Below are 16,979 nucleotides of genomic sequence, written 5' to 3'. Positions count from 1 at the left end.
GCTAAAATAAAATTGGAATCAACTGTAACTAATAAAGAATCGTGAAAAAACAATACTATAACTGTTGGAAGATGTTCTTCCAAACACAACTTAGGAAGAGGTGCTTTTATAATGAGAAAAATGGGGTCCCTCTTCAAAATGGGAAAAAACCGCTCCATGTTTCCTAAGAACCGGCAAAGAAACAGCATGATGTGGATTTCTTTAGTCGGTTTGGGGGCTGCAGCATTATACGGATTTGGCAGACGACAAAACTTATTCGCTAACATCATCAAACCGCTGCAACAAAAATTTGCAAACAGTCAAATTCAACAAATCATGCCAAACCGATAAAAGAAAACGGCCGATTTTCTTTCTCATGTTTGAAAGAAAATCGGCTTTTTTTGTAATATGTGTCAGTTGAAACTTTTTCACCCCATCGCTGTTCTAGATTTCCATCGATTTGTGAATTTTCTCCTCCAGCTTCTATTAAAAAGAAAAGGCAACCAATCCATTGAGTTCCTTTGAAAAATTTGTATAATAGAGTAGTTGGTAATTGTTCGAGTATCTAAATATTTTTGTTTTTACAATGCAGGAGGTGCCATCAAATCCATGAAGGATTCTGCCGTTCATACCGCCAAGCCGCCGCTTTGGACAAAATCATTCATTTTGTTAATTATCGGAAATTTATTTATTTTTATGAGCTTTCAAATGCTTTTGCCTACTTTGCCGCCGCAAGCGAAAGCAATTGGAGCATCGGACATTGAAATCGGGCTTGTTACAACCCTTTTTTCCATCGCTGCTGTTGTCATTCGACCGCTCATTGGTTTTCTTCTTGAATCAGCGAAACGAAAATGGCTCGTTATAACTGGAGCTGTAGGCTTACTCTTTTTAACCCTTTCATACTCGCTTACATCGATTGTTTTTTTATTTTTAATTGTCCGCCTCCTTCACGGTTTTGCCTGGGGATGGTCAACAACAGCAAATGGAACGGCAGCTGTTGAATTGGTTCCAACGAAACGCCTCGGAGAAGGAATGGGCTATTATGGTTTATCTATCACCATTGGGATGATCATCGCTCCTAGTTTTGGCATTTTGCTTTTTCAACATTTAGGATTCCAGCCGCTCATCATCGGTTCCGCCATTTTCGGTGTCATATCGATTATCGCCCTTTCATTAGTTCAATACAAAACGCCAAAGTCTGTTTTAGAAAAATCAATGCATGTAAAGGATTTTTCTTTTTTTCGCTCACTCATTGATAAACATGGGGCGTTTCCTGCACTGATTACATTATTATCAGCTTTCGGTTATGGGGGAATTGTCACGTTTATCGTCATATTCGGCCAAGAAAGAGGGATCGATCAAATCTTCTTATACTACTTATGTAATGCGTTGGCGGCAACTGCTGTACGACCAATTTCAGGAAGGTGGTTTGATCGAAGCGGTCCTTGGCTTCTTGCCATTGTTTGCTCATTCTTAACATTTATCGCCTTTTGGGTTTTATCTTTCACATACTCAGTCGGAATGCTTGTTTTAGCTGGTATTTTATTTGGCGCCGGTTTTGGGTCACTGCTTCCTGTTTTGCAATCATGGGTGCTTTCTAAAACACCTGCCGATCGGAGAGGAGTCGCAAACGGAATGTATTATTCAGCATTGGATGGAGGAATAGGAATAAGTGCGGTTTTTCTAGGCTTCTTATCATCCTATGTTGATTTAGGAACGATTTTTCAATTATCAAGCATTTGTTTTTTCATTGTTATTCTGCTAGTTTTAATTGATTATTTAAAAGAGAAAAAGAAAACGGACAAGCGGGAAAACCAGCAAGTTCATGCCAAATCGTTCTCGTAACGAGCATTGACAGATTCAAAGCTTGCGACTCCCGCGCCCGTTTCGCGCCGGCAAGCTTGCGGTCGAGGCCGTCTAAGCAAAAGAAATGCTCGGAGTCTCTCGCTTTCTTTGCGCTGTCAAAATTGGGGCACCCGTCAGTTCGTTGATGATGATAGAAAATTTTTTATGGAAGAAAGTCTTTTCTTCATTCCCGAATTTTTAACGCCCTAATCCGGTTCAAGGCTGCCGCTAATTCAAATCTTCTTACATACGCCAATTCACCTTGATGACCATGATGGGCCGAAAAACTTTGGAGACCGTCCTGATTGATCTTATTTTCTACGAAATCAAGCAATTGTGATACTGTTAAGCGTCTGTCAAAAAGGTTTGTCCGTTCGATATACGATAATATTTCTCCAATCATTCTTGTCTGGCTTTCGTCGACCAGCTGTTCTACATAAGATAAATCAATTTTTTCTAGTCCATATTGAATTTCAGAAAGCCGGCAAGCAATTTTAGATTTTTTCCCTTTTCTGCTGTTCAAGCTGCCTGATTCCGGAATACGAAGCTTCCATTCTCCAAATTTCTCCCCTCCTTCATGCTTTCTTCCGGTTTTAATTTGACAGGCAATCTGTTTTGCTTCATGTGTGACGTCATAAGGCTTATAATGATCCATTTTAATTACGCGATCCGCAACGGAAAAGTAATCTCCCGATCCGCCCATAACTAAAATTGTTGAGACATCAAAATCCTGCTTCAATTGTAAAACTTTATCGATAAATGGAGTAATGGGCTCATGCTCTTTATGAATTAATGCTTGCATTCTGGCGTCCCGAATCATAAAGTTTGTTGCACTTGTATCCTCGTCGATCAATAATGTTTTTGCTCCTGCTTCTAGCATTTCCATTATATTGGCTGCCTGCGATGTACTGCCGCTTGCATTTTCCGTAGAGAAGGATTTTGTGCTTTTTTGAAACGGCAGATTGTTAATAAAAGCGGAAATATCCACCTTCTTTATACTGCGGCCATCTTCGGCACGTATTTTGCATGCTGAACGGTCCGTCAAAACAAATTCACGGCCGTCCCCTTCAATATGGTCATAAACACCATGCTCGAGCGCCTTTAATAAAGTGCTTTTTCCATGATAACCTCCTCCAACGATCAAGGTGATGCCTTTGTATATAGCCATGCCCTTCAACGGTTCTTGCCGATGCGGAACAGGAATTGAGACTTCCATTTCCTTTGGACTTTGAAAAGGAACAGCGCCCTTCAACGGCTGATCACTTACGCCGCTTGCACGCGGCAAAATTGAATTATTTGCAATAAACGCTATTATTCCTCTCTCTTTCATATAGGAGCGGATCGCCATTTGCTGATCGCAAAGCTGAATCGCGCTCTCAATATCTTTCCCCTTCACAGAAAAGACAGAATGCCGCAAAATTTCGGGAAGTAGTTGAAAAAATATTTTTTTGGCTTCCTTGCCTAATATTGTTCTCCCTTGAGCCGGAAGACCGATTGAAAGACAAACTGTAATATCGTTTTCTCCTATCTGAACAGCTGTCCGTTCTAACACCTTCTGCCCCGGTTTGTCAATCATGATCAGCCCGCTTTTTCCAGAGCCGCGTACGTTATTTTTCAAATTAGAAATAGCTTGAAATACTTCGCGGACAATCATATCTTCACATCTTATCTTTCTTTGCCGGCTGTTTGTCCATTTTTGTAAAAAAGCCGTTTTGCTTCTAGCGATCAATATTCTGATTTTCGAAGGACTCGCAAACGGATCGCCCTGTACATAATCGATCAACAATTCAAAATCAGGAAACTTGTACGAGCCTTGAATCTGTTTGTACGCTTTATATCCTTTGCCATCGATTTGTTCCAGCTTTTTTGCAAGATTGATCATAATACTCCTCCATATTTATGCAAAATTGTCTCGTATAGCTTTTTCAATAATTGCTTTTGAGCGGTCCAGCTCTGCTTTTAGTTGTCTTTTATATTGTTTTGCTTTTTCATAATCGACAAACTGATAATAGACAACCTCTTGAAACTCGGCTCCTTCTTTTTTTCGTTTAATTTGTTTTAAAATGCCGTCTTTTATTAAATCATGAAGCGCTTTGTACAGCTCAGAATGATTCGGACGGTAGCCATACGGGCGAAACTCTTCCCGCAGTTCATCCAATATTTTAAAACCATACAGCCGCTTCTTTTCCGTCATCGTGATTAAATATAATTTTAAAAAAGCGCGCTGCTTCAATAAAAAGCCGCTAGGTTTTCTTTTTTCCGTCATCTCTCCATCCATCTCCTTTTTACAATAATATAATTATGTAAACTTATAGTTTTCCGATCCTTTTATTTTAATCATAATATAAGTTCATATAAAAATATATCTTTTTTTCATTTAGAACATTGTTTGCAAAATGAATTGTCACACAATATGACAAGACCTCCATGCTATTTGTTAAAATATTTGTTTAAGCATAAAGTGGAATGGCATTCGGCTGTTGGTTAATTCGAAAGTCTTTTCCTCTACCACCGAATCTTGACCTTTTTAAAATTTAGATTGCATCTCGGAAGCATCGGGCATGAACATTTTTTATTCACGCAATAATGAGTGTTACAAACAAGATGATTCTGTCTGAAAAAACGTAGATTAATGGGATGGATTACTTAAAATCATTATTCCTAACATGCCACCTTTTGAAAACCATTAGAAAAATTTAGGAGCAGCTTGACCAAGGGATCCAACCTTCATTATAATATTTCTATAAATTGCCAAAATCCTCATTCGGAAATACTAGTTTAAAAGAAATTACATGACTTTGTTTTCGGGTTTCATCACATAAGAATTCACGGGCTGCTTAGCTATGCAAGTTCGGTTGATTACAATTTGGCTTCCCGCTTTAGTACAATTGCATGATTTGTTGTTTATAGTCTACTTGAACTAAAAATTTTTGACCAACTAAGTACAGCCCATTCAGTTGCAATTTTAAACGAGGAAAGAATATTATTTGTGTGAAATTAAAGCAATTTTGAGAGGATAAGTTATGAATTTAATCTGACTGCTGCCGGAATTATTCTTGATGGTCTCTCTCAATGAAATTTCTTATGTTTCATGGTGATTGACTCTAACTGTAATAGCCTTTAGCCTCCTGCTGTTTTAATTTTTGTAATAAGGCGGAACACCTTTTCTTATAAAGGGGATAAATATGCTCAAATTAAAAAATGAAAGAATAATAAATTTACTTTCTTTTTGCCTGTTAGTGCTAGCAGTTGTGGCGAATTCATTTTTTTCCATTAAACAGTTTCAAGTGATTGAGCAATTTGATAAACTGCAAGCGAGCTTTCCATTGTTTGCACATTCGTTTGTTGCTGCTTTGTTAATTTTAATACAATTGATTGCGGGAATTACCGTGATCATAATCGAAACAATATTTGTTACTTATATTACAAATGTCATGACGAATAAAAAGTTTACATTTAGTAACTTTTTATCAGCCATCATTTTTGCGAATCTTGTTTCCATTTTATTAAATATGACGATCATTTCACTGGCTGGCTTTAATCAACTGCAAGATATTCAATGGCTGGGCTGGTTTCCAGGTTCGCAAATCCTATTGGTTGTTTTTTTCTACTTATATTTATCATATTTAGACAGTTCCACTTCCATCAGCCTAAAAATAAGACTGTGTACAATAATATTTTCGACCACTTATGGTTTGACGCTTATCATTCAAACGTTCATGACTGTTGTGCAATTTCAATGATCTTAGGAAGGTGCATAATATGGAAAAAAAATTTAAGGCTAAAATGAGAATATTGTTCGTAATCTCGATAATCGTTTTTTTAGTAGGAATTTTTAATCTGGTAAAAATTGTTACGAAAATGTTGGGGAATTGAAGAAGATGAAATACTTCAAATACAAGCGGTTAATGAAAAAAAGAAAAGCATTAGCAAATTTCGAGATTTTATTTGGGAATTTTCTAAATAAGTTTGCTGGCGGCGATAAAAAATTGCTGCTGGTCTTTCTCTATAACGTAAATGCAGTCATTACTTTCGCTTCGATGTTAGCACCGATTTTTGTCTATTTGCTCATTTATTTTTTTCATTCCTTTATAAATATAAATCCTTTTTATATCGCCACTATCTATTTTTTTATAACGCTTTTGTTCACTGATATTAATAATGATGATTACGATCATGTGGAACTGGAGAATATTTCTCAATGGATGTATAAAGCTCACAAAATTAAATTTCAATTACTGATTATTAAAAAATTGCTGTTAACATTTGGAACAAACATTTTGTCTTATTGTTTTTTTATGTTGATTTTTATGAGAGAATTTCATTTTAGTTACATAACCATTCTTTTATACGAGATTTTCTTCTTAATAGCTGTTTTTTTTACTATTATTGTAAAATTTTTATGGAGCAATCCTCAGATTGTCTTTTTATTTATTCACGGGCCGAACGCTACGAAAAAGAAAGAACATTTCATCCGGTATAAAAATGACCTGCATTTAGATCAGTATCAAGCGGCTTTATCCCGATCTTGTCAAAATAGAACTTACTACTTATATATATTGTATACTTATTTGTTTGCAGCTGCTTCTTTAGTTCTGATATGTATGATTCATTTTTATTTTAATATTCATAAATTGATTATCATTTCGGTTTATTTAGGAATTGAAAGCGCAATGATTAGTATGATATCTCAAGGAATCATAAATAGCTCAAAACTGTTAAACGACTGTAATTTAAGCGATTTTTATTATATAAAGAAGTTTGATCAAAAAACTTATTATGAGAATTCGCTTTCTAAATTTCTGTCAAGAAGGCTCATCGTAATCCTAATCAGTTATTATGCTGGTGTATTCCTCCTTTATGGATTTTCATTATTTTCAGCTGTCACTGTTTTATGTTCAACAATCATTTACTTCTACACAATAAAAATCATTTCAAAAAGAGTCTATCGCTTTCAAAAATTATCAATAGAAGATATTAAAAACAATTTTTTTGTATATTTTTTTAATCCTTTAGAAGATTTATTCGTTTTAGGGTTGCCTTCTATTACATGCAGCGTTGTAGCTTTTTATTCAATGAAATTCGGCAGTATATATCCTATACTCTTTTTCTTTATTGTTTATTCACATTTTTTATTATTATATAATTTTCTGACAAAAGAGAGGTAAAACATGCTTGAATTGATCAATATAAAAAAAAGATATGGTGAATCAGCCTACATTTTTGACGGTATTAACTTAAAAATAGATAACATGAGCATTGTTGAATTACTTGGTGAAAATGGAATTGGCAAATCAACGTTGTTGAATATCATCGGTGGAATGACAACATTCGATGGGGACATCAAGTTAAACAATATTTCATTAAAGGACGATTTTCAAAAGTATATAAAAGGAGTCTCCTTAATTGGCAATACACCATTTTTATACGATTATTTAACAACGGCTGAAACAATTGATATGATCTTATCCTTCCTGAATGGGGAAAGATTAGATTCGTCTCTAGAAGGTCTTATAGAAAAAATTGGACTCTACAAATATAAAAATACCCTTACACGCGAACTGTCTTTAGGAACGAAACAAAAACTATCTTTAATTTTAGCACTTCTATCTTCGCCTAATTTGATTCTCCTTGATGAACCTTTTGTCAATTTCGATATTAGGTCAAGAAAAGTTATTCTCGATTATTTGAAAAATTACGTCATGCAAAACAAGGCAATTTTAATTTATGCCACTCATTCAACGGATGCTGATTTAACTGATTTTTCAAATCAAAAGATCATTTTAAAAAGGAATGAACAACTGAATACAGTAGTTTTAGAGTGCGGCAGCCGTGAAGCATAAATTTTGTATGCTCGGTTATAGGAAGTTCATTTTTCTTTTTGGGCTTTCTAAGGAACAGTTTCACCTTGATTTCCAGCCTTCTTTTTCCGCGATTTTACTAACATACAAATACTGTTTGAATCATTCTTTCATATAGCAGAATGAAAAACAAAAAAATTCCTAAAAAAAAACAGCATTTACGAGGATAGCTCGAGTAAATAGTAGTCAAAGCCTGATGAAACAGTTCATAAAGGAGTCCAAAAGCTATTCAAAACCAATCAATCTCTATAAAAATTGACCCTGCTAGAACAGTCGCTAATGTTAATGGAGATTTTCAAACTCAAGGGGCAGTGTCTTGGACTTATAAAGCCTTGGTTGGAAGATTGTTGTCTAGCTCTTTGGAGCGCTTCACGTGCATCGGGTTTGTCATCACGAGAGGAATGCCCTTCTCGTCAAGAAAGTAAGCGAGATTGAGCCAATAATGTCCCGTTGGCTCGATGCCAACGATCACTTCCGTTTTTTCAACTTCCTCCATCGCTTTCACGATGCACTGGTACAACCATTCCAATCCTTCTTTCGATTGCAGAACGGGAAACGGCTTTTTTAACACCCTCCCTCGCTCATCCACAAAGCAGGCATAATGCTTCTTTTTCGCGATATCCATGCCAACGATGAGCGTTTGATCGGTGACTTGATTAATCTTCTTGTTTGAGATAGAACTCATGTATAGTCCTCCTTGGTATCCAAATTAGGGGGCAATTAATCCGATTGACACCCCCGAATCATACCAAGAGGGCTTTTTTATTCAAGTCCCCGAAAAAACTTCTAACAGGAATGTTCCCTCTATAAATGTTGATATATCAACATTTATAGAGGGAGGAGGATATGATTTTGAATTTTATTCATGGGCTAAAGAAAATGGATTAAGTAATGCAAAATACACTATTTTTGTACGTGAACAGCTTCAATTGATCGATTGTACAGCTGTTTGTATTATTTTAAAAGAAAGAGAGTAAAAAAATTCGATCAATGCTGTCAATCTTGGATATTACCAACAATGTTCTGCCTGAAACATAAAAGGAGCATCCAATAGATGAAAGTACGTCTGATTGGATGCTCCTTGAACTTCTTAAAAAAACTTTTTACGATCACGTTCTTCTTTTAAAATTTCCACCGCCTCCCGAAAACGTTGCGAATGAACAATTTCTCTTTGGCGCAAAAATCTTAATCCGTCATTTAAGTCTGGATCATCTGACATATCGATAATCCATTGATAAGTAGCTCTTGCTTTTTCCTCGGCAGCTATATCCTCATACAAATCAGCTATCGGATCCCCTTTTGCTTGAATATAAGTCGCAGTCCACGGAGTTCCAGCAGCGTTGTTATAAAACAAGGCGCTGTCATGATTGACATAATGCTCGCCTAGTCCTGCTTCCTTTAATTGTTCCGGTGTCGCATCTTTCGTCAATTTATACACCATTGTTGCGATCATCTCCAAATGAGCAAATTCTTCTGTTCCAATATCCGTTAAAAGTCCTACTACTTTGTCGGGGATCGTGTATCTTTGATTCAAATAGCGAAGGGCGGCAGCAAGTTCTCCATCTGCTCCGCCGTATTGTTCAATTAAATATTTTGCCAGTTTTGGGTTGCACGTACTCACCCTGACAGGATATTGTAGTTTTTTTTCATAAAACCACATGTTCTTTCTCCTTTCATCGTATGAGTATAGTTAAACAGATTAAAGCTATACTTGCCATGGCCACGGCATCGTTCCCCAGCTCCAGTTCGCGTCTGAAAAGCTGTTTCCAAATTGCTGCAGCGCACCGAATTTTGATTCAAACATTTGCTTCAATTGTTTTGAGTATTGGGCATATTGGTTAAATTGCTGGATTGCTTCTATATCATTTGGATGAGTGTCTAGATAAAGCGATAATTCAACAAGCACGAAATCAGCCGCTTGAATTTCTTCAAGGAGCTGATAGTACTCTTGAGGAAGCTCCTTCATTTTGGCTACCTCCCTTTTTTCTCATACGGATTTTCGTAATAGTCATAAAAAAATCGCCAAAGAGTCCCTTTTTTTAATGCTTCTTTTGCGGAAAATTGCTGCAAGTTCGGCGGCTGAAAACCGAGGAAAAGGTTTGGCGGTGTGGAATAGTATTTGACACCGATTGGTTTACATGGATCATATCTGCTATGAAAAGGACGATATGATTTTACGGTCGTAAAAGATTTTTGATGCTTCTCATTCATAGTCATCACCTCTTTGAAGTTCATTTCTCTTTATACGATTATTCTTAAATAGTTTGTCTTGATGACTGAAATAAAGTTGTTTTCTTAAGTTTTCTGCGGCCATCCAGCAGTTGTTGGTCAGGAGATTTTTGGTAATTTTTAAAAAATGGGTTGAAATATTCTGAATTTTCCTTTATTATAAAACTGTATTTCGTTCATCCAGAGTTTACACAACGAAAAAAAAAATTAGGAGGATGATCGATGAGTCAATTAATCGCTAATGTTGAAGGGAAAGTAGCGGAGTTTCTAAAGGGGAAAAAAAAGTTGTACATTAATGGTGAATTTGTCGAAAGCGTTTCCGGCAAAACGTTCGACACTCCTAATCCAGCAACTGGAGAAACTCTTGCAACGGTTTATGAAGCGGACAAAGAAGATATTGACCGTGCTGTCCGTGCGGCAAGAGCTGCTTTTGACAGCGGGCCATGGTCCAAAATATCAGCTGCTGAACGAAGCCGATTATTGTACAAACTGGCGGATTTGCTGGAGGAAAACAAAGAAGAACTAGCTCAGCTGGAAACGCTGGATAACGGAAAACCGATCCGGGAAACTAGAAATGCAGATATTCCATTAGCCATTGAACACTTGCGTTACTATGCCGGATGGTCTACAAAAATAGTCGGGCAGACCATTCCTGTCAACGGACCATTTTTCAATTATACAAGACATGAACCTGTTGGTGTTGTCGGCCAGATTATTCCATGGAACTTCCCGCTTCTAATGGCAATGTGGAAACTTGGTGCCGCTCTTGCAACTGGTTGTACAGTCGTTTTGAAGCCTGCAGAACAAACTCCACTTTCAGCCCTTTATTTAGCAGAGCTTATTGAAGAAGCAGGTTTCCCACCTGGGGTTATCAACATAGTACCGGGCTTTGGGGAAACAGCTGGGCAAGCGATTGTTGATCATCCTCTGATAGATAAAATTGCTTTTACCGGATCGACGGAAGTCGGCAAGCTGATAATGAAAAATGCCGCACGTTCACTGAAGCGAGTTACGCTGGAATTAGGAGGCAAATCGCCGAATATTATTTTGCCGGATGCTGATCTGTCAAAAGCGATTCCAGGTGCATTAAACGGTGTAATGTTTAATCAAGGTCAAGTATGCTGTGCAGGTTCTCGTGTGTTTATTCAGAAAAAACATTACGATAATGTATTAGCAGATATGGCCTCCCATGCCAAAAATATCCGCCAAGGCTTTGGCCTGAATCCGGAAACGGAAATGGGGCCGCTCGTATCTGAAGAGCAGCAGTCAAGAGTGTTGAATTATATTGAAAAAGGAATTGAAGAAGGCGCAGAAGTTGTGACCGGCGGATCTACGCCATCTGAAAAAGGGTATTTTGTCACTCCTACAATTTTTGCTGATGTTGAAGATAAAATGACAATTGCCAAAGAGGAAATATTCGGTCCGGTCATTGCTGCATTGCCTTTTGAAGATTTAGATGAAGTTATTGATCGGGCAAACAACAGCGAATACGGCTTAGCTGCCGGTTTATGGACGAGAGATGTGGCCAACGCTCACTATGTCGCCAATCGCTTGAGAGCAGGAACTGTTTGGGTCAACTGTTATAATGTATTTGACGCAGCTTCTCCGTTTGGCGGATACAAACAATCAGGTATCGGTCGCGAAATGGGTTCATATGCTTTGAACAACTATACAGAAGTAAAAAGCGTGTGGATTAGCTTAAATTAAAATATATAATTCAGAATAGCGCCTGTCTAAAAAACAATATCTATGCCCCACAGAAAATGATTTCTGTGGGGCTTTCCAGTTGTCGAGAACTTCTCCTAAAAGGTTGAGTTCCGCCTGCTTTAGTACTTTCTGCATTGAGAAAAGCTCGGGCATTTCCTCTGTGAAAAACAACAGAAACAGTAATTGTCCATAATACAGCAGAACACCCCTTCCCTGTTCGGCTTTAAATTGAAAAAAGCGTTGTCTTCTCTGCTTTTTACATAAATGAAAGGACGCACAGCATCAAAAAGGAATTACAGGGAAAATCGCGATATAAAATGAACATTGTTTCTAAAAATCTTTCAAAAACAGAAATGAAGAGGATTATGAAATCTTTAAAGGAAAACCAAGTAACGGGATAAATCAAGTAATTTAATATATGAAATCTGTAAAAATAGTAAACAAAATGAATTTAAATGGTGTATAGACAGATGAAGCTATTATTTGAGATTGAAGAATATGAGGATACAAAAGATGCTCCTTTTGAGCTATCCTTTTATTTCTACAAAAGATTATATATGTATATTGTTGAAAAGGGACAACACAACATTCCGTGATGGTCTTTTATTAGATATCGGAGATTACTTGATCAAATTCAGTAATGAAAAATAGTTCAAGGGACCGTAGAAGCTTTGAGAATGCTTTAAAATATCACATTAAAAAAATCCCAAAATCGTCTGTTTATTGATTGTTGTATTATGATTCAAGCAAACAAAAAGTACTGGATTGTCATTTCACGGACTTTGTTATAGCCTTTTGTAAAGGAATACCAAAAATATATAGACGACATTTTAAAGCAGGATGAAAATGCGTATGATGATAAAAATTTTTGTTATGATGGCAGATCTAATCAAGAAGTAGTATTTTGTTGTTAAAATGAAATTTGAATGTACTTACTTCTGCCATTAAAGTAGAGTTTGTCTATTCGTTCCCAAAAAAGCTAAAGAAGCTGACGTGCTTATTTGAAAAGATGAAAAGTATACTGTTCAATGAACGATGTTTGGGCAGATTGACTTAAGGGGCTGTCCAATAGTTGATTTCACGGTATTGGATCCCCTTTTCATGTTCAGTAATGCTGATATATCAGCATTTCTTGATTATTGAATTCCAATGGATGTATCCTTTTGGGACAATCCCCTGATTTTATTTTGCATTGATATGCATGGCATTTTTCATACATAATTCAGGCAGCTGCTCTTTTTTCATAACAAGACCGAGTATTGACAAACATATTTCTTCCCATCCAGCCTCTCCTCTCACATAAAAAATGCATTTCTTCAAAAAATCATCCGTTTTTAATTGGTGAAAAACCGCTTTAAGGAGCTCCCCTCTTCCATCTAAAAGACGCGCTTCTTTTAGTTCACCCTTTTTCAAATTGCTCATATAGTATTCTGGACGATTGAATGAAAAGGAGGATTTTGTTGTCTTGAGTGAATCGTATATTAATGAATTAAAAAAATGGTGTGATGATCTTTATGGAAACATCATTTCAGAACACCCTTTTGCAAGCGAATTCGAGGAAAAAATAATCCGTTTCAAAACAGAGCTGGACAAAGCCGAGTCCGTTTCAGAAAGCGAACTTTATGAACAGGCGAATCAATTGTATGATGAATTCAGATTATTTATTGAAGGTGAAGATGACCGGTCTTTGGCTGTGCCGATAGGACAACATAAGCTCCCTCCTCTTCCCTATCGATACAATGCGCTTGAGCCGTATATTTCAGAAGAAATCATGAGGCTTCACCATTTGAAACACCATCAAAGCTATGTAGACGGTTTAAACAAGGCGGAAATCGAAATGGAAAAAGCACGGAGAACAGGAGATTTTTCATTGATTAAACATTGGGAACGGGAAGCAGCTTTCAATGGGGCAGGCCACTATTTGCATACAATTTTTTGGAATATCATGAACCCAAATGGCGGGGGCGAGCCGAAAGGTGAATTAAAGGAAGCGATCAAAAATTCATTTGGAAGCTTTCAAGCATTTAAAAAGCATTTCAGTGAAGCTGCAAAAGCAGTCGAAGGCGGAGGCTGGGCGATATTAGTATGGTCCCCCCGTTCAAGAAGATTGGAAATATTGCAGGCGGAAAAGCATCAAAACTTAAGCCAATGGGATGTCATTCCTCTTCTTGTATTAGATGTTTGGGAGCATGCATACTACTTGCAATATAAAAACGATCGGCAAAAATATATCGATAATTTTTGGAAAATCGTCAACTGGCCAGAAGTGGAACAAAGATTTCAAACTGCAAAAAAAGTCATTTGGAAGCCATATTGATAAGGCTATTCGAATCGTTTCATCACTTCCGGCAAAATGTCTGGAATATCGCCCGCAAGCATTGATCTTACACCTTTCGTTTTTACAAACAGATCTGCACATAAACCGTGTAAATAGACTGCATTTGCCACAGCTGCTTTTTTGTTCTCATAATAGGACAAAAAAGCAGCGATGATTCCCGTTAATGCATCTCCGCTCCCGCCTTTGCCCAAAGCAATGTTTCCAGTTGGATTGATCATTCCTGTTCCATCCGGAAATGCAATCACTGTATATTGGCCTTTTAAAACCACAATGACATTTTCTTCAACGGCAAATTTAGAAGCAGCTTCGATTCTGTTCTTTTGTATATAGCTGATCGGCTGATCGATTAAACGGCTAAATTCCCCCGGATGCGGTGTTAACACAATAGGATGTTGTCTATTTTTCGGATATGTGCGTTTATGTAACGCACCGGCATCCAGCACAACAGGCCAATCGTTTTGTAAGATGGATTGAATGGCTTTTTCGGTCTCTTCTCCAGGAACGATACCTGGTCCAATTGCACATACTGACAGCTTTTCCGGGAATTCACCATCTCCTGCTTTTATAAGACCTTCAAAAAAATAAGTTGCTTCAGGAATTTGCCCGGCGATGGCACCGGCTACAAATGGTGTTGTGCCGATCACAAGCTTGCCAATTCCTGCCCTCATAGCTCCCTTCGCAGCAAGAAGCACACTTCCCGGCATTTCGTCGGAGCCAGCAATTAAATAGCCTGTTCCAAAAGTGCCTTTATGGGAAAAAGACGGATGGTTCGGCCATGTTTGCTTCACATCTTTTTCTGTCCAGACCTTCCATTTCCCTTCTTCCTTCAGGCCGATGGACACAACTTCCTTTTTTCCGTAAAAAGATGAAGAAGGCAGCAAAAAGGCTGATCGCTTATATCCGTGGATGCTGATGGTGACGTTTGCTTTAACCGCTATTGGCGCTTCTCCGGAGTCGGATAAAACTCCTGAAGGAACATCAACGGAAACGACAAAAGCGTTTTGTCCATTAATCCATTCAATGATGTTTTTCACATCATCTCTTAGCGGATGCCTTGCACCGACCCCCAGCAAAGCGTCAACGATGACTTGGTAATGATTTTGTTCATATTCGGCTGTTTCGAGAAAACCGCTGTTTTTATAAAAAGCGAAATGATGCTTCGCTGCTTCACTTTTCGGTGCCCCAAGCGGAAAAGAAAGATTGGCATGGTAGCCGTTTTGTTTTAAATATCTGGCCAAAACAATTCCATCTCCGCCGTTGTTGCCTTTACCGGACAATATTAAAATGCGATCATCTTTTTTTACGTACGAAACAAGCTTTTGAAATAAAGAGCGCCCGGCGTTTTCCATCAACACAATAGAAGAAAGGCCATTTTTTTCTGCCAGATTGTCAATGTTGCGAATATCCTCTTCAGTATAAACGAACACGAACAACACCTCCTCTCAAAAAGGAAAGAAAAAATAAAGGGATGATTAGCTATTTTGCTTCTTCAAAATATTCTTTGTAAAACCCGCCTACTTTTCCGGAATTGTCGATAATAAAATAATACTCTTCCGTTTCGTTCAAGACATCATAAGTTTGTCCAGGTGTCAATACATTATTTACCATATACTTTTTTGCATTTGTATGTAAACATACAACTTTTTTATTCGCTTTTTTGTTTTTCCATGATAGATGATTCATGTTTGCCACTCCTTCAATCGCTCGTTTTCATATGAAAAGAAGAACGCGGAATGCGTTCTTCCTTCATTAGTGATTTACCCTTCCAGCAAGAGCTGCTCTGGATCCTCCAACAGCTTTTTGACAGTTGCCAAGAAGCTGACAGCTTCTTTTCCGTCAATAATACGGTGGTCATATGATAAAGCAATATACATCATCGGACGGTTTTCAATGCGCTCTTCGTCAATCGCAACTGGGCGAAGCTGGATTTTATGCATCCCTAAAATACCGACTTGAGGTCCATTTAAGATCGGTGTTGACAATAAAGATCCGAAAATACCGCCGTTAGTTATCGTAAATGTTCCTCCTTGCAGATCCGAAAGCGCAAGTTTATTTGCTCTCGCTTTTGCTGCAAGATCGGCAATTTCTTGCTCGATTTGAGCAAATGTTAAACGATCTGCATCTCTTACAACAGGAACAACCAAACCTTCATCTGTAGAAACAGCTACTCCAATATCATAATATTTTTTCAACACAATTTCATCGCCTTGAATTTCCGCATTCAGTAGAGGGAATTTTTTCAAGGCTGCGACAACTGCTTTTGTAAAGAAGGACATAAAGCCTAAACGAACATCATGCTCCTCAAAAAATTGATCTTTTCTCCGTTTGCGGATGTTCATAACTGCTGTCATATCCACTTCATTAAAGGTTGTCAGCATAGCTGCTGTATTTTGAACTTCTTTTAGACGTTTGGCAATGGTTTGTCTTCTGCGGGACATTCTGATCCGTTCCACAGGCTTCTGATCTGCAACCGTTGCCTTTTGTGTTTCTTGCGGTTCTGGTTTTGGTTTATTAGGGGCTTTTTCTTCCGCTTTTGGCGCTTCATAATATGCAATATCTTGTTTGCGAACACGACCGAGCGGATCAGCCGTCGGCACGGCCGATAAGTCGATTCCTTTTTCACGTGCAAGCTTTCTTGCTGCAGGTGTTGCGATTGGGCGCGGTTTGCCTGCAGACTGTTCTTCCGATTCCACTTGAACTGTTTGCTCCTCTAGATTTTGCTCTGGAGCGGCTTCTACTTTTTGTTCTGGCTGAGGGCTGCTTGCCTGTGGAGCTTCACTTGCGCCTTCATCGATGATTCCGATGACTTCGCCAACTTCGACAACATCGCCCTCATTTTTAAATACTTCTTTTAAAACACCAGCATGTTCAGCAGTAATTTCAACATTGACCTTATCGGTTTCCAGCTCAAGAATGTATTCGCCTTTTTCAATTTTATCGCCAGGTTTTTTCAACCATTGAGAAATTGTACCTTCTAAAATGGATTCTGCTAGTTCTGGAACTTTAATTTCAGCCATTTT

Annotated in this window: 16 protein-coding genes and 1 pseudogene; 7 read left to right on the top strand and 10 right to left on the bottom strand. The window is 37.8% G+C overall.

Annotated features, from left to right (window positions below; genetic code table 11):
* Window positions 1–111 precede the first annotated feature (111 nt).
* Both NST97_RS02690 and NST97_RS02685 read left to right on the top strand, forming a co-directional pair.
* Window positions 112–330, top strand: coding sequence for a hypothetical protein (locus NST97_RS02690; RefSeq protein ID WP_341342895.1), 219 nt, complete (start codon window positions 112–114; stop codon window positions 328–330).
* Window positions 331–588: 258 nt separating this feature from the next.
* Entirely contained in the window at window positions 589–1,824 is a 1,236-nt protein-coding gene (locus NST97_RS02685) for an MFS transporter (protein ID WP_063389722.1), read from the top strand.
* A 184-nt stretch (window positions 1,825–2,008) separates the two neighbouring features.
* On the opposite strand, the gene NST97_RS02680 is transcribed toward NST97_RS02685, so the two are convergent.
* Together NST97_RS02680 and NST97_RS02675 are read right to left on the bottom strand one after the other, a co-directional pair.
* Window positions 2,009–3,706, bottom strand: coding sequence for an ABC-ATPase domain-containing protein (locus NST97_RS02680; protein ID WP_063389721.1), 1,698 nt, complete (start codon window positions 3,704–3,706; stop codon window positions 2,009–2,011).
* Between the two features lie 15 nt (window positions 3,707–3,721).
* Complete coding sequence (locus NST97_RS02675; RefSeq protein WP_063389720.1) at window positions 3,722–4,090, bottom strand: helix-turn-helix transcriptional regulator; 369 nt, start codon at window positions 4,088–4,090, stop codon at window positions 3,722–3,724.
* A gap of 919 nt (window positions 4,091–5,009) precedes the next feature.
* On the opposite strand from NST97_RS02675, the gene NST97_RS02670 reads away from it, so the two are divergent.
* The 3 genes from NST97_RS02670 to NST97_RS02660 all read left to right on the top strand — a co-directional run bounded on the left by NST97_RS02670 (window position 5,010) and on the right by NST97_RS02660 (window position 7,667).
* A complete protein-coding gene (locus tag NST97_RS02670; RefSeq protein ID WP_063389719.1) occupies window positions 5,010–5,567 on the top strand; it encodes a hypothetical protein in 558 nt (185 codons plus the stop codon).
* Window positions 5,568–5,705: 138 nt separating this feature from the next.
* The gene (locus tag NST97_RS02665) at window positions 5,706–6,992 is read left to right on the top strand and encodes a sugar transporter (RefSeq protein ID WP_144597002.1); all 1,287 of its coding nucleotides are present in this window, start codon (window positions 5,706–5,708) and stop codon (window positions 6,990–6,992) included.
* A 3-nt stretch (window positions 6,993–6,995) separates the two neighbouring features.
* Window positions 6,996–7,667, top strand: a complete 672-nt coding sequence (locus NST97_RS02660) for an ABC transporter ATP-binding protein (protein ID WP_144597000.1) — start codon at window positions 6,996–6,998, stop codon at window positions 7,665–7,667.
* A gap of 349 nt (window positions 7,668–8,016) precedes the next feature.
* Here NST97_RS02660 and NST97_RS02655 read toward each other — a convergent pair.
* The 4 genes and pseudogenes from NST97_RS02655 to NST97_RS02640 form a co-directional block, all read right to left on the bottom strand.
* Window positions 8,017–8,370 (bottom strand): annotated as a pseudogene (locus NST97_RS02655) (IS110 family transposase); the annotation flags it as partial.
* Window positions 8,371–8,775: 405 nt separating this feature from the next.
* Window positions 8,776–9,345, bottom strand: coding sequence for a spore coat protein CotJC (cotJC, locus tag NST97_RS02650; RefSeq protein WP_063389715.1), 570 nt, complete (start codon window positions 9,343–9,345; stop codon window positions 8,776–8,778).
* Window positions 9,346–9,390: 45 nt separating this feature from the next.
* Window positions 9,391–9,651 carry a spore coat protein CotJB gene (locus NST97_RS02645; RefSeq protein ID WP_063389714.1) on the bottom strand — a complete coding sequence of 87 codons (261 nt, stop codon included), beginning with the start codon at window positions 9,649–9,651 and terminating at the stop codon, window positions 9,391–9,393.
* Window positions 9,652–9,656: 5 nt separating this feature from the next.
* Window positions 9,657–9,896 (bottom strand): spore coat associated protein CotJA, encoded by a 240-nt coding sequence (locus NST97_RS02640; RefSeq protein WP_063389713.1) that lies wholly within the window; start codon window positions 9,894–9,896, stop codon window positions 9,657–9,659.
* Between the two features lie 240 nt (window positions 9,897–10,136).
* Between NST97_RS02640 and NST97_RS02635 the strand changes: the two genes are divergently transcribed.
* The gene (locus tag NST97_RS02635; RefSeq protein ID WP_339195464.1) at window positions 10,137–11,621 is read left to right on the top strand and encodes an aldehyde dehydrogenase family protein; all 1,485 of its coding nucleotides are present in this window, start codon (window positions 10,137–10,139) and stop codon (window positions 11,619–11,621) included.
* Between the two features lie 1,182 nt (window positions 11,622–12,803).
* Here NST97_RS02635 and NST97_RS02630 read toward each other — a convergent pair.
* Window positions 12,804–13,043: a hypothetical protein gene (locus tag NST97_RS02630; protein ID WP_341342894.1), complete on the bottom strand. Its 240-nt coding sequence runs from the start codon at window positions 13,041–13,043 to the stop codon at window positions 12,804–12,806.
* Between the two features lie 43 nt (window positions 13,044–13,086).
* Here NST97_RS02630 and NST97_RS02625 point away from each other — a divergent pair, with 43 nt between their 5' ends.
* On the top strand, window positions 13,087–13,938 hold the full coding sequence (locus tag NST97_RS02625; protein WP_341342893.1) for a superoxide dismutase: 852 nt from the start codon (window positions 13,087–13,089) through the stop codon (window positions 13,936–13,938).
* Between the two features lie 5 nt (window positions 13,939–13,943).
* Here NST97_RS02625 and NST97_RS02620 read toward each other — a convergent pair whose 3' ends face one another.
* The 3 genes from NST97_RS02620 to odhB form a co-directional block, all read right to left on the bottom strand.
* Window positions 13,944–15,386 carry an NAD(P)H-hydrate dehydratase gene (locus NST97_RS02620; protein ID WP_341342892.1) on the bottom strand — a complete coding sequence of 481 codons (1,443 nt, stop codon included), beginning with the start codon at window positions 15,384–15,386 and terminating at the stop codon, window positions 13,944–13,946.
* 49 nt (window positions 15,387–15,435) lie between these two features.
* The gene (locus NST97_RS02615) at window positions 15,436–15,642 is read right to left on the bottom strand and encodes a DUF6501 family protein (RefSeq protein WP_063389709.1); all 207 of its coding nucleotides are present in this window, start codon (window positions 15,640–15,642) and stop codon (window positions 15,436–15,438) included.
* Between the two features lie 74 nt (window positions 15,643–15,716).
* Window positions 15,717–16,976 carry a 2-oxoglutarate dehydrogenase complex dihydrolipoyllysine-residue succinyltransferase gene (odhB, locus tag NST97_RS02610; RefSeq protein ID WP_130157576.1) on the bottom strand — a complete coding sequence of 420 codons (1,260 nt, stop codon included), beginning with the start codon at window positions 16,974–16,976 and terminating at the stop codon, window positions 15,717–15,719.
* Window positions 16,977–16,979: the final 3 nt, after the last annotated feature.

The sequence above is a fragment of the Aeribacillus sp. FSL K6-1305 genome, from assembly GCF_038050115.1.
In the GTDB taxonomy this organism is placed as follows: Bacteria; Bacillota; Bacilli; order Bacillales; family Aeribacillaceae; genus Aeribacillus; species Aeribacillus composti.
The sequence above is the reverse complement of the archived record's forward strand: the minus strand, read 5'-3'. Positions and strand labels throughout refer to the sequence as shown.

What these genes read in the sequence shown, in the direction of transcription:
- NST97_RS02690 (WP_341342895.1), top strand. Translation starts at nt 112, where the DNA reads ATGAGAAAAATGGGGTCCCTCTTCAAAATGGGAAAAAACCGCTCCATG.
- NST97_RS02685 (WP_063389722.1), top strand. Translation starts at nt 589, where the DNA reads ATGAAGGATTCTGCCGTTCATACCGCCAAGCCGCCGCTTTGGACAAAA.
- NST97_RS02680 (WP_063389721.1), bottom strand. Translation starts at nt 3,706, where the DNA reads ATGATCAATCTTGCAAAAAAGCTGGAACAAATCGATGGCAAAGGATAT.
- NST97_RS02675 (WP_063389720.1), bottom strand. Translation starts at nt 4,090, where the DNA reads ATGACGGAAAAAAGAAAACCTAGCGGCTTTTTATTGAAGCAGCGCGCT.
- NST97_RS02670 (WP_063389719.1), top strand. Translation starts at nt 5,010, where the DNA reads ATGCTCAAATTAAAAAATGAAAGAATAATAAATTTACTTTCTTTTTGC.
- NST97_RS02665 (WP_144597002.1), top strand. Translation starts at nt 5,706, where the DNA reads ATGAAATACTTCAAATACAAGCGGTTAATGAAAAAAAGAAAAGCATTA.
- NST97_RS02660 (WP_144597000.1), top strand. Translation starts at nt 6,996, where the DNA reads ATGCTTGAATTGATCAATATAAAAAAAAGATATGGTGAATCAGCCTAC.
- cotJC (WP_063389715.1), bottom strand. Translation starts at nt 9,345, where the DNA reads ATGTGGTTTTATGAAAAAAAACTACAATATCCTGTCAGGGTGAGTACG.
- NST97_RS02645 (WP_063389714.1), bottom strand. Translation starts at nt 9,651, where the DNA reads ATGAAGGAGCTTCCTCAAGAGTACTATCAGCTCCTTGAAGAAATTCAA.
- NST97_RS02640 (WP_063389713.1), bottom strand. Translation starts at nt 9,896, where the DNA reads ATGAATGAGAAGCATCAAAAATCTTTTACGACCGTAAAATCATATCGT.
- NST97_RS02635 (WP_339195464.1), top strand. Translation starts at nt 10,137, where the DNA reads ATGAGTCAATTAATCGCTAATGTTGAAGGGAAAGTAGCGGAGTTTCTA.
- NST97_RS02630 (WP_341342894.1), bottom strand. Translation starts at nt 13,043, where the DNA reads ATGAGCAATTTGAAAAAGGGTGAACTAAAAGAAGCGCGTCTTTTAGAT.
- NST97_RS02615 (WP_063389709.1), bottom strand. Translation starts at nt 15,642, where the DNA reads ATGAATCATCTATCATGGAAAAACAAAAAAGCGAATAAAAAAGTTGTA.
- odhB (WP_130157576.1), bottom strand. Translation starts at nt 16,976, where the DNA reads ATGGCTGAAATTAAAGTTCCAGAACTAGCAGAATCCATTTTAGAAGGT.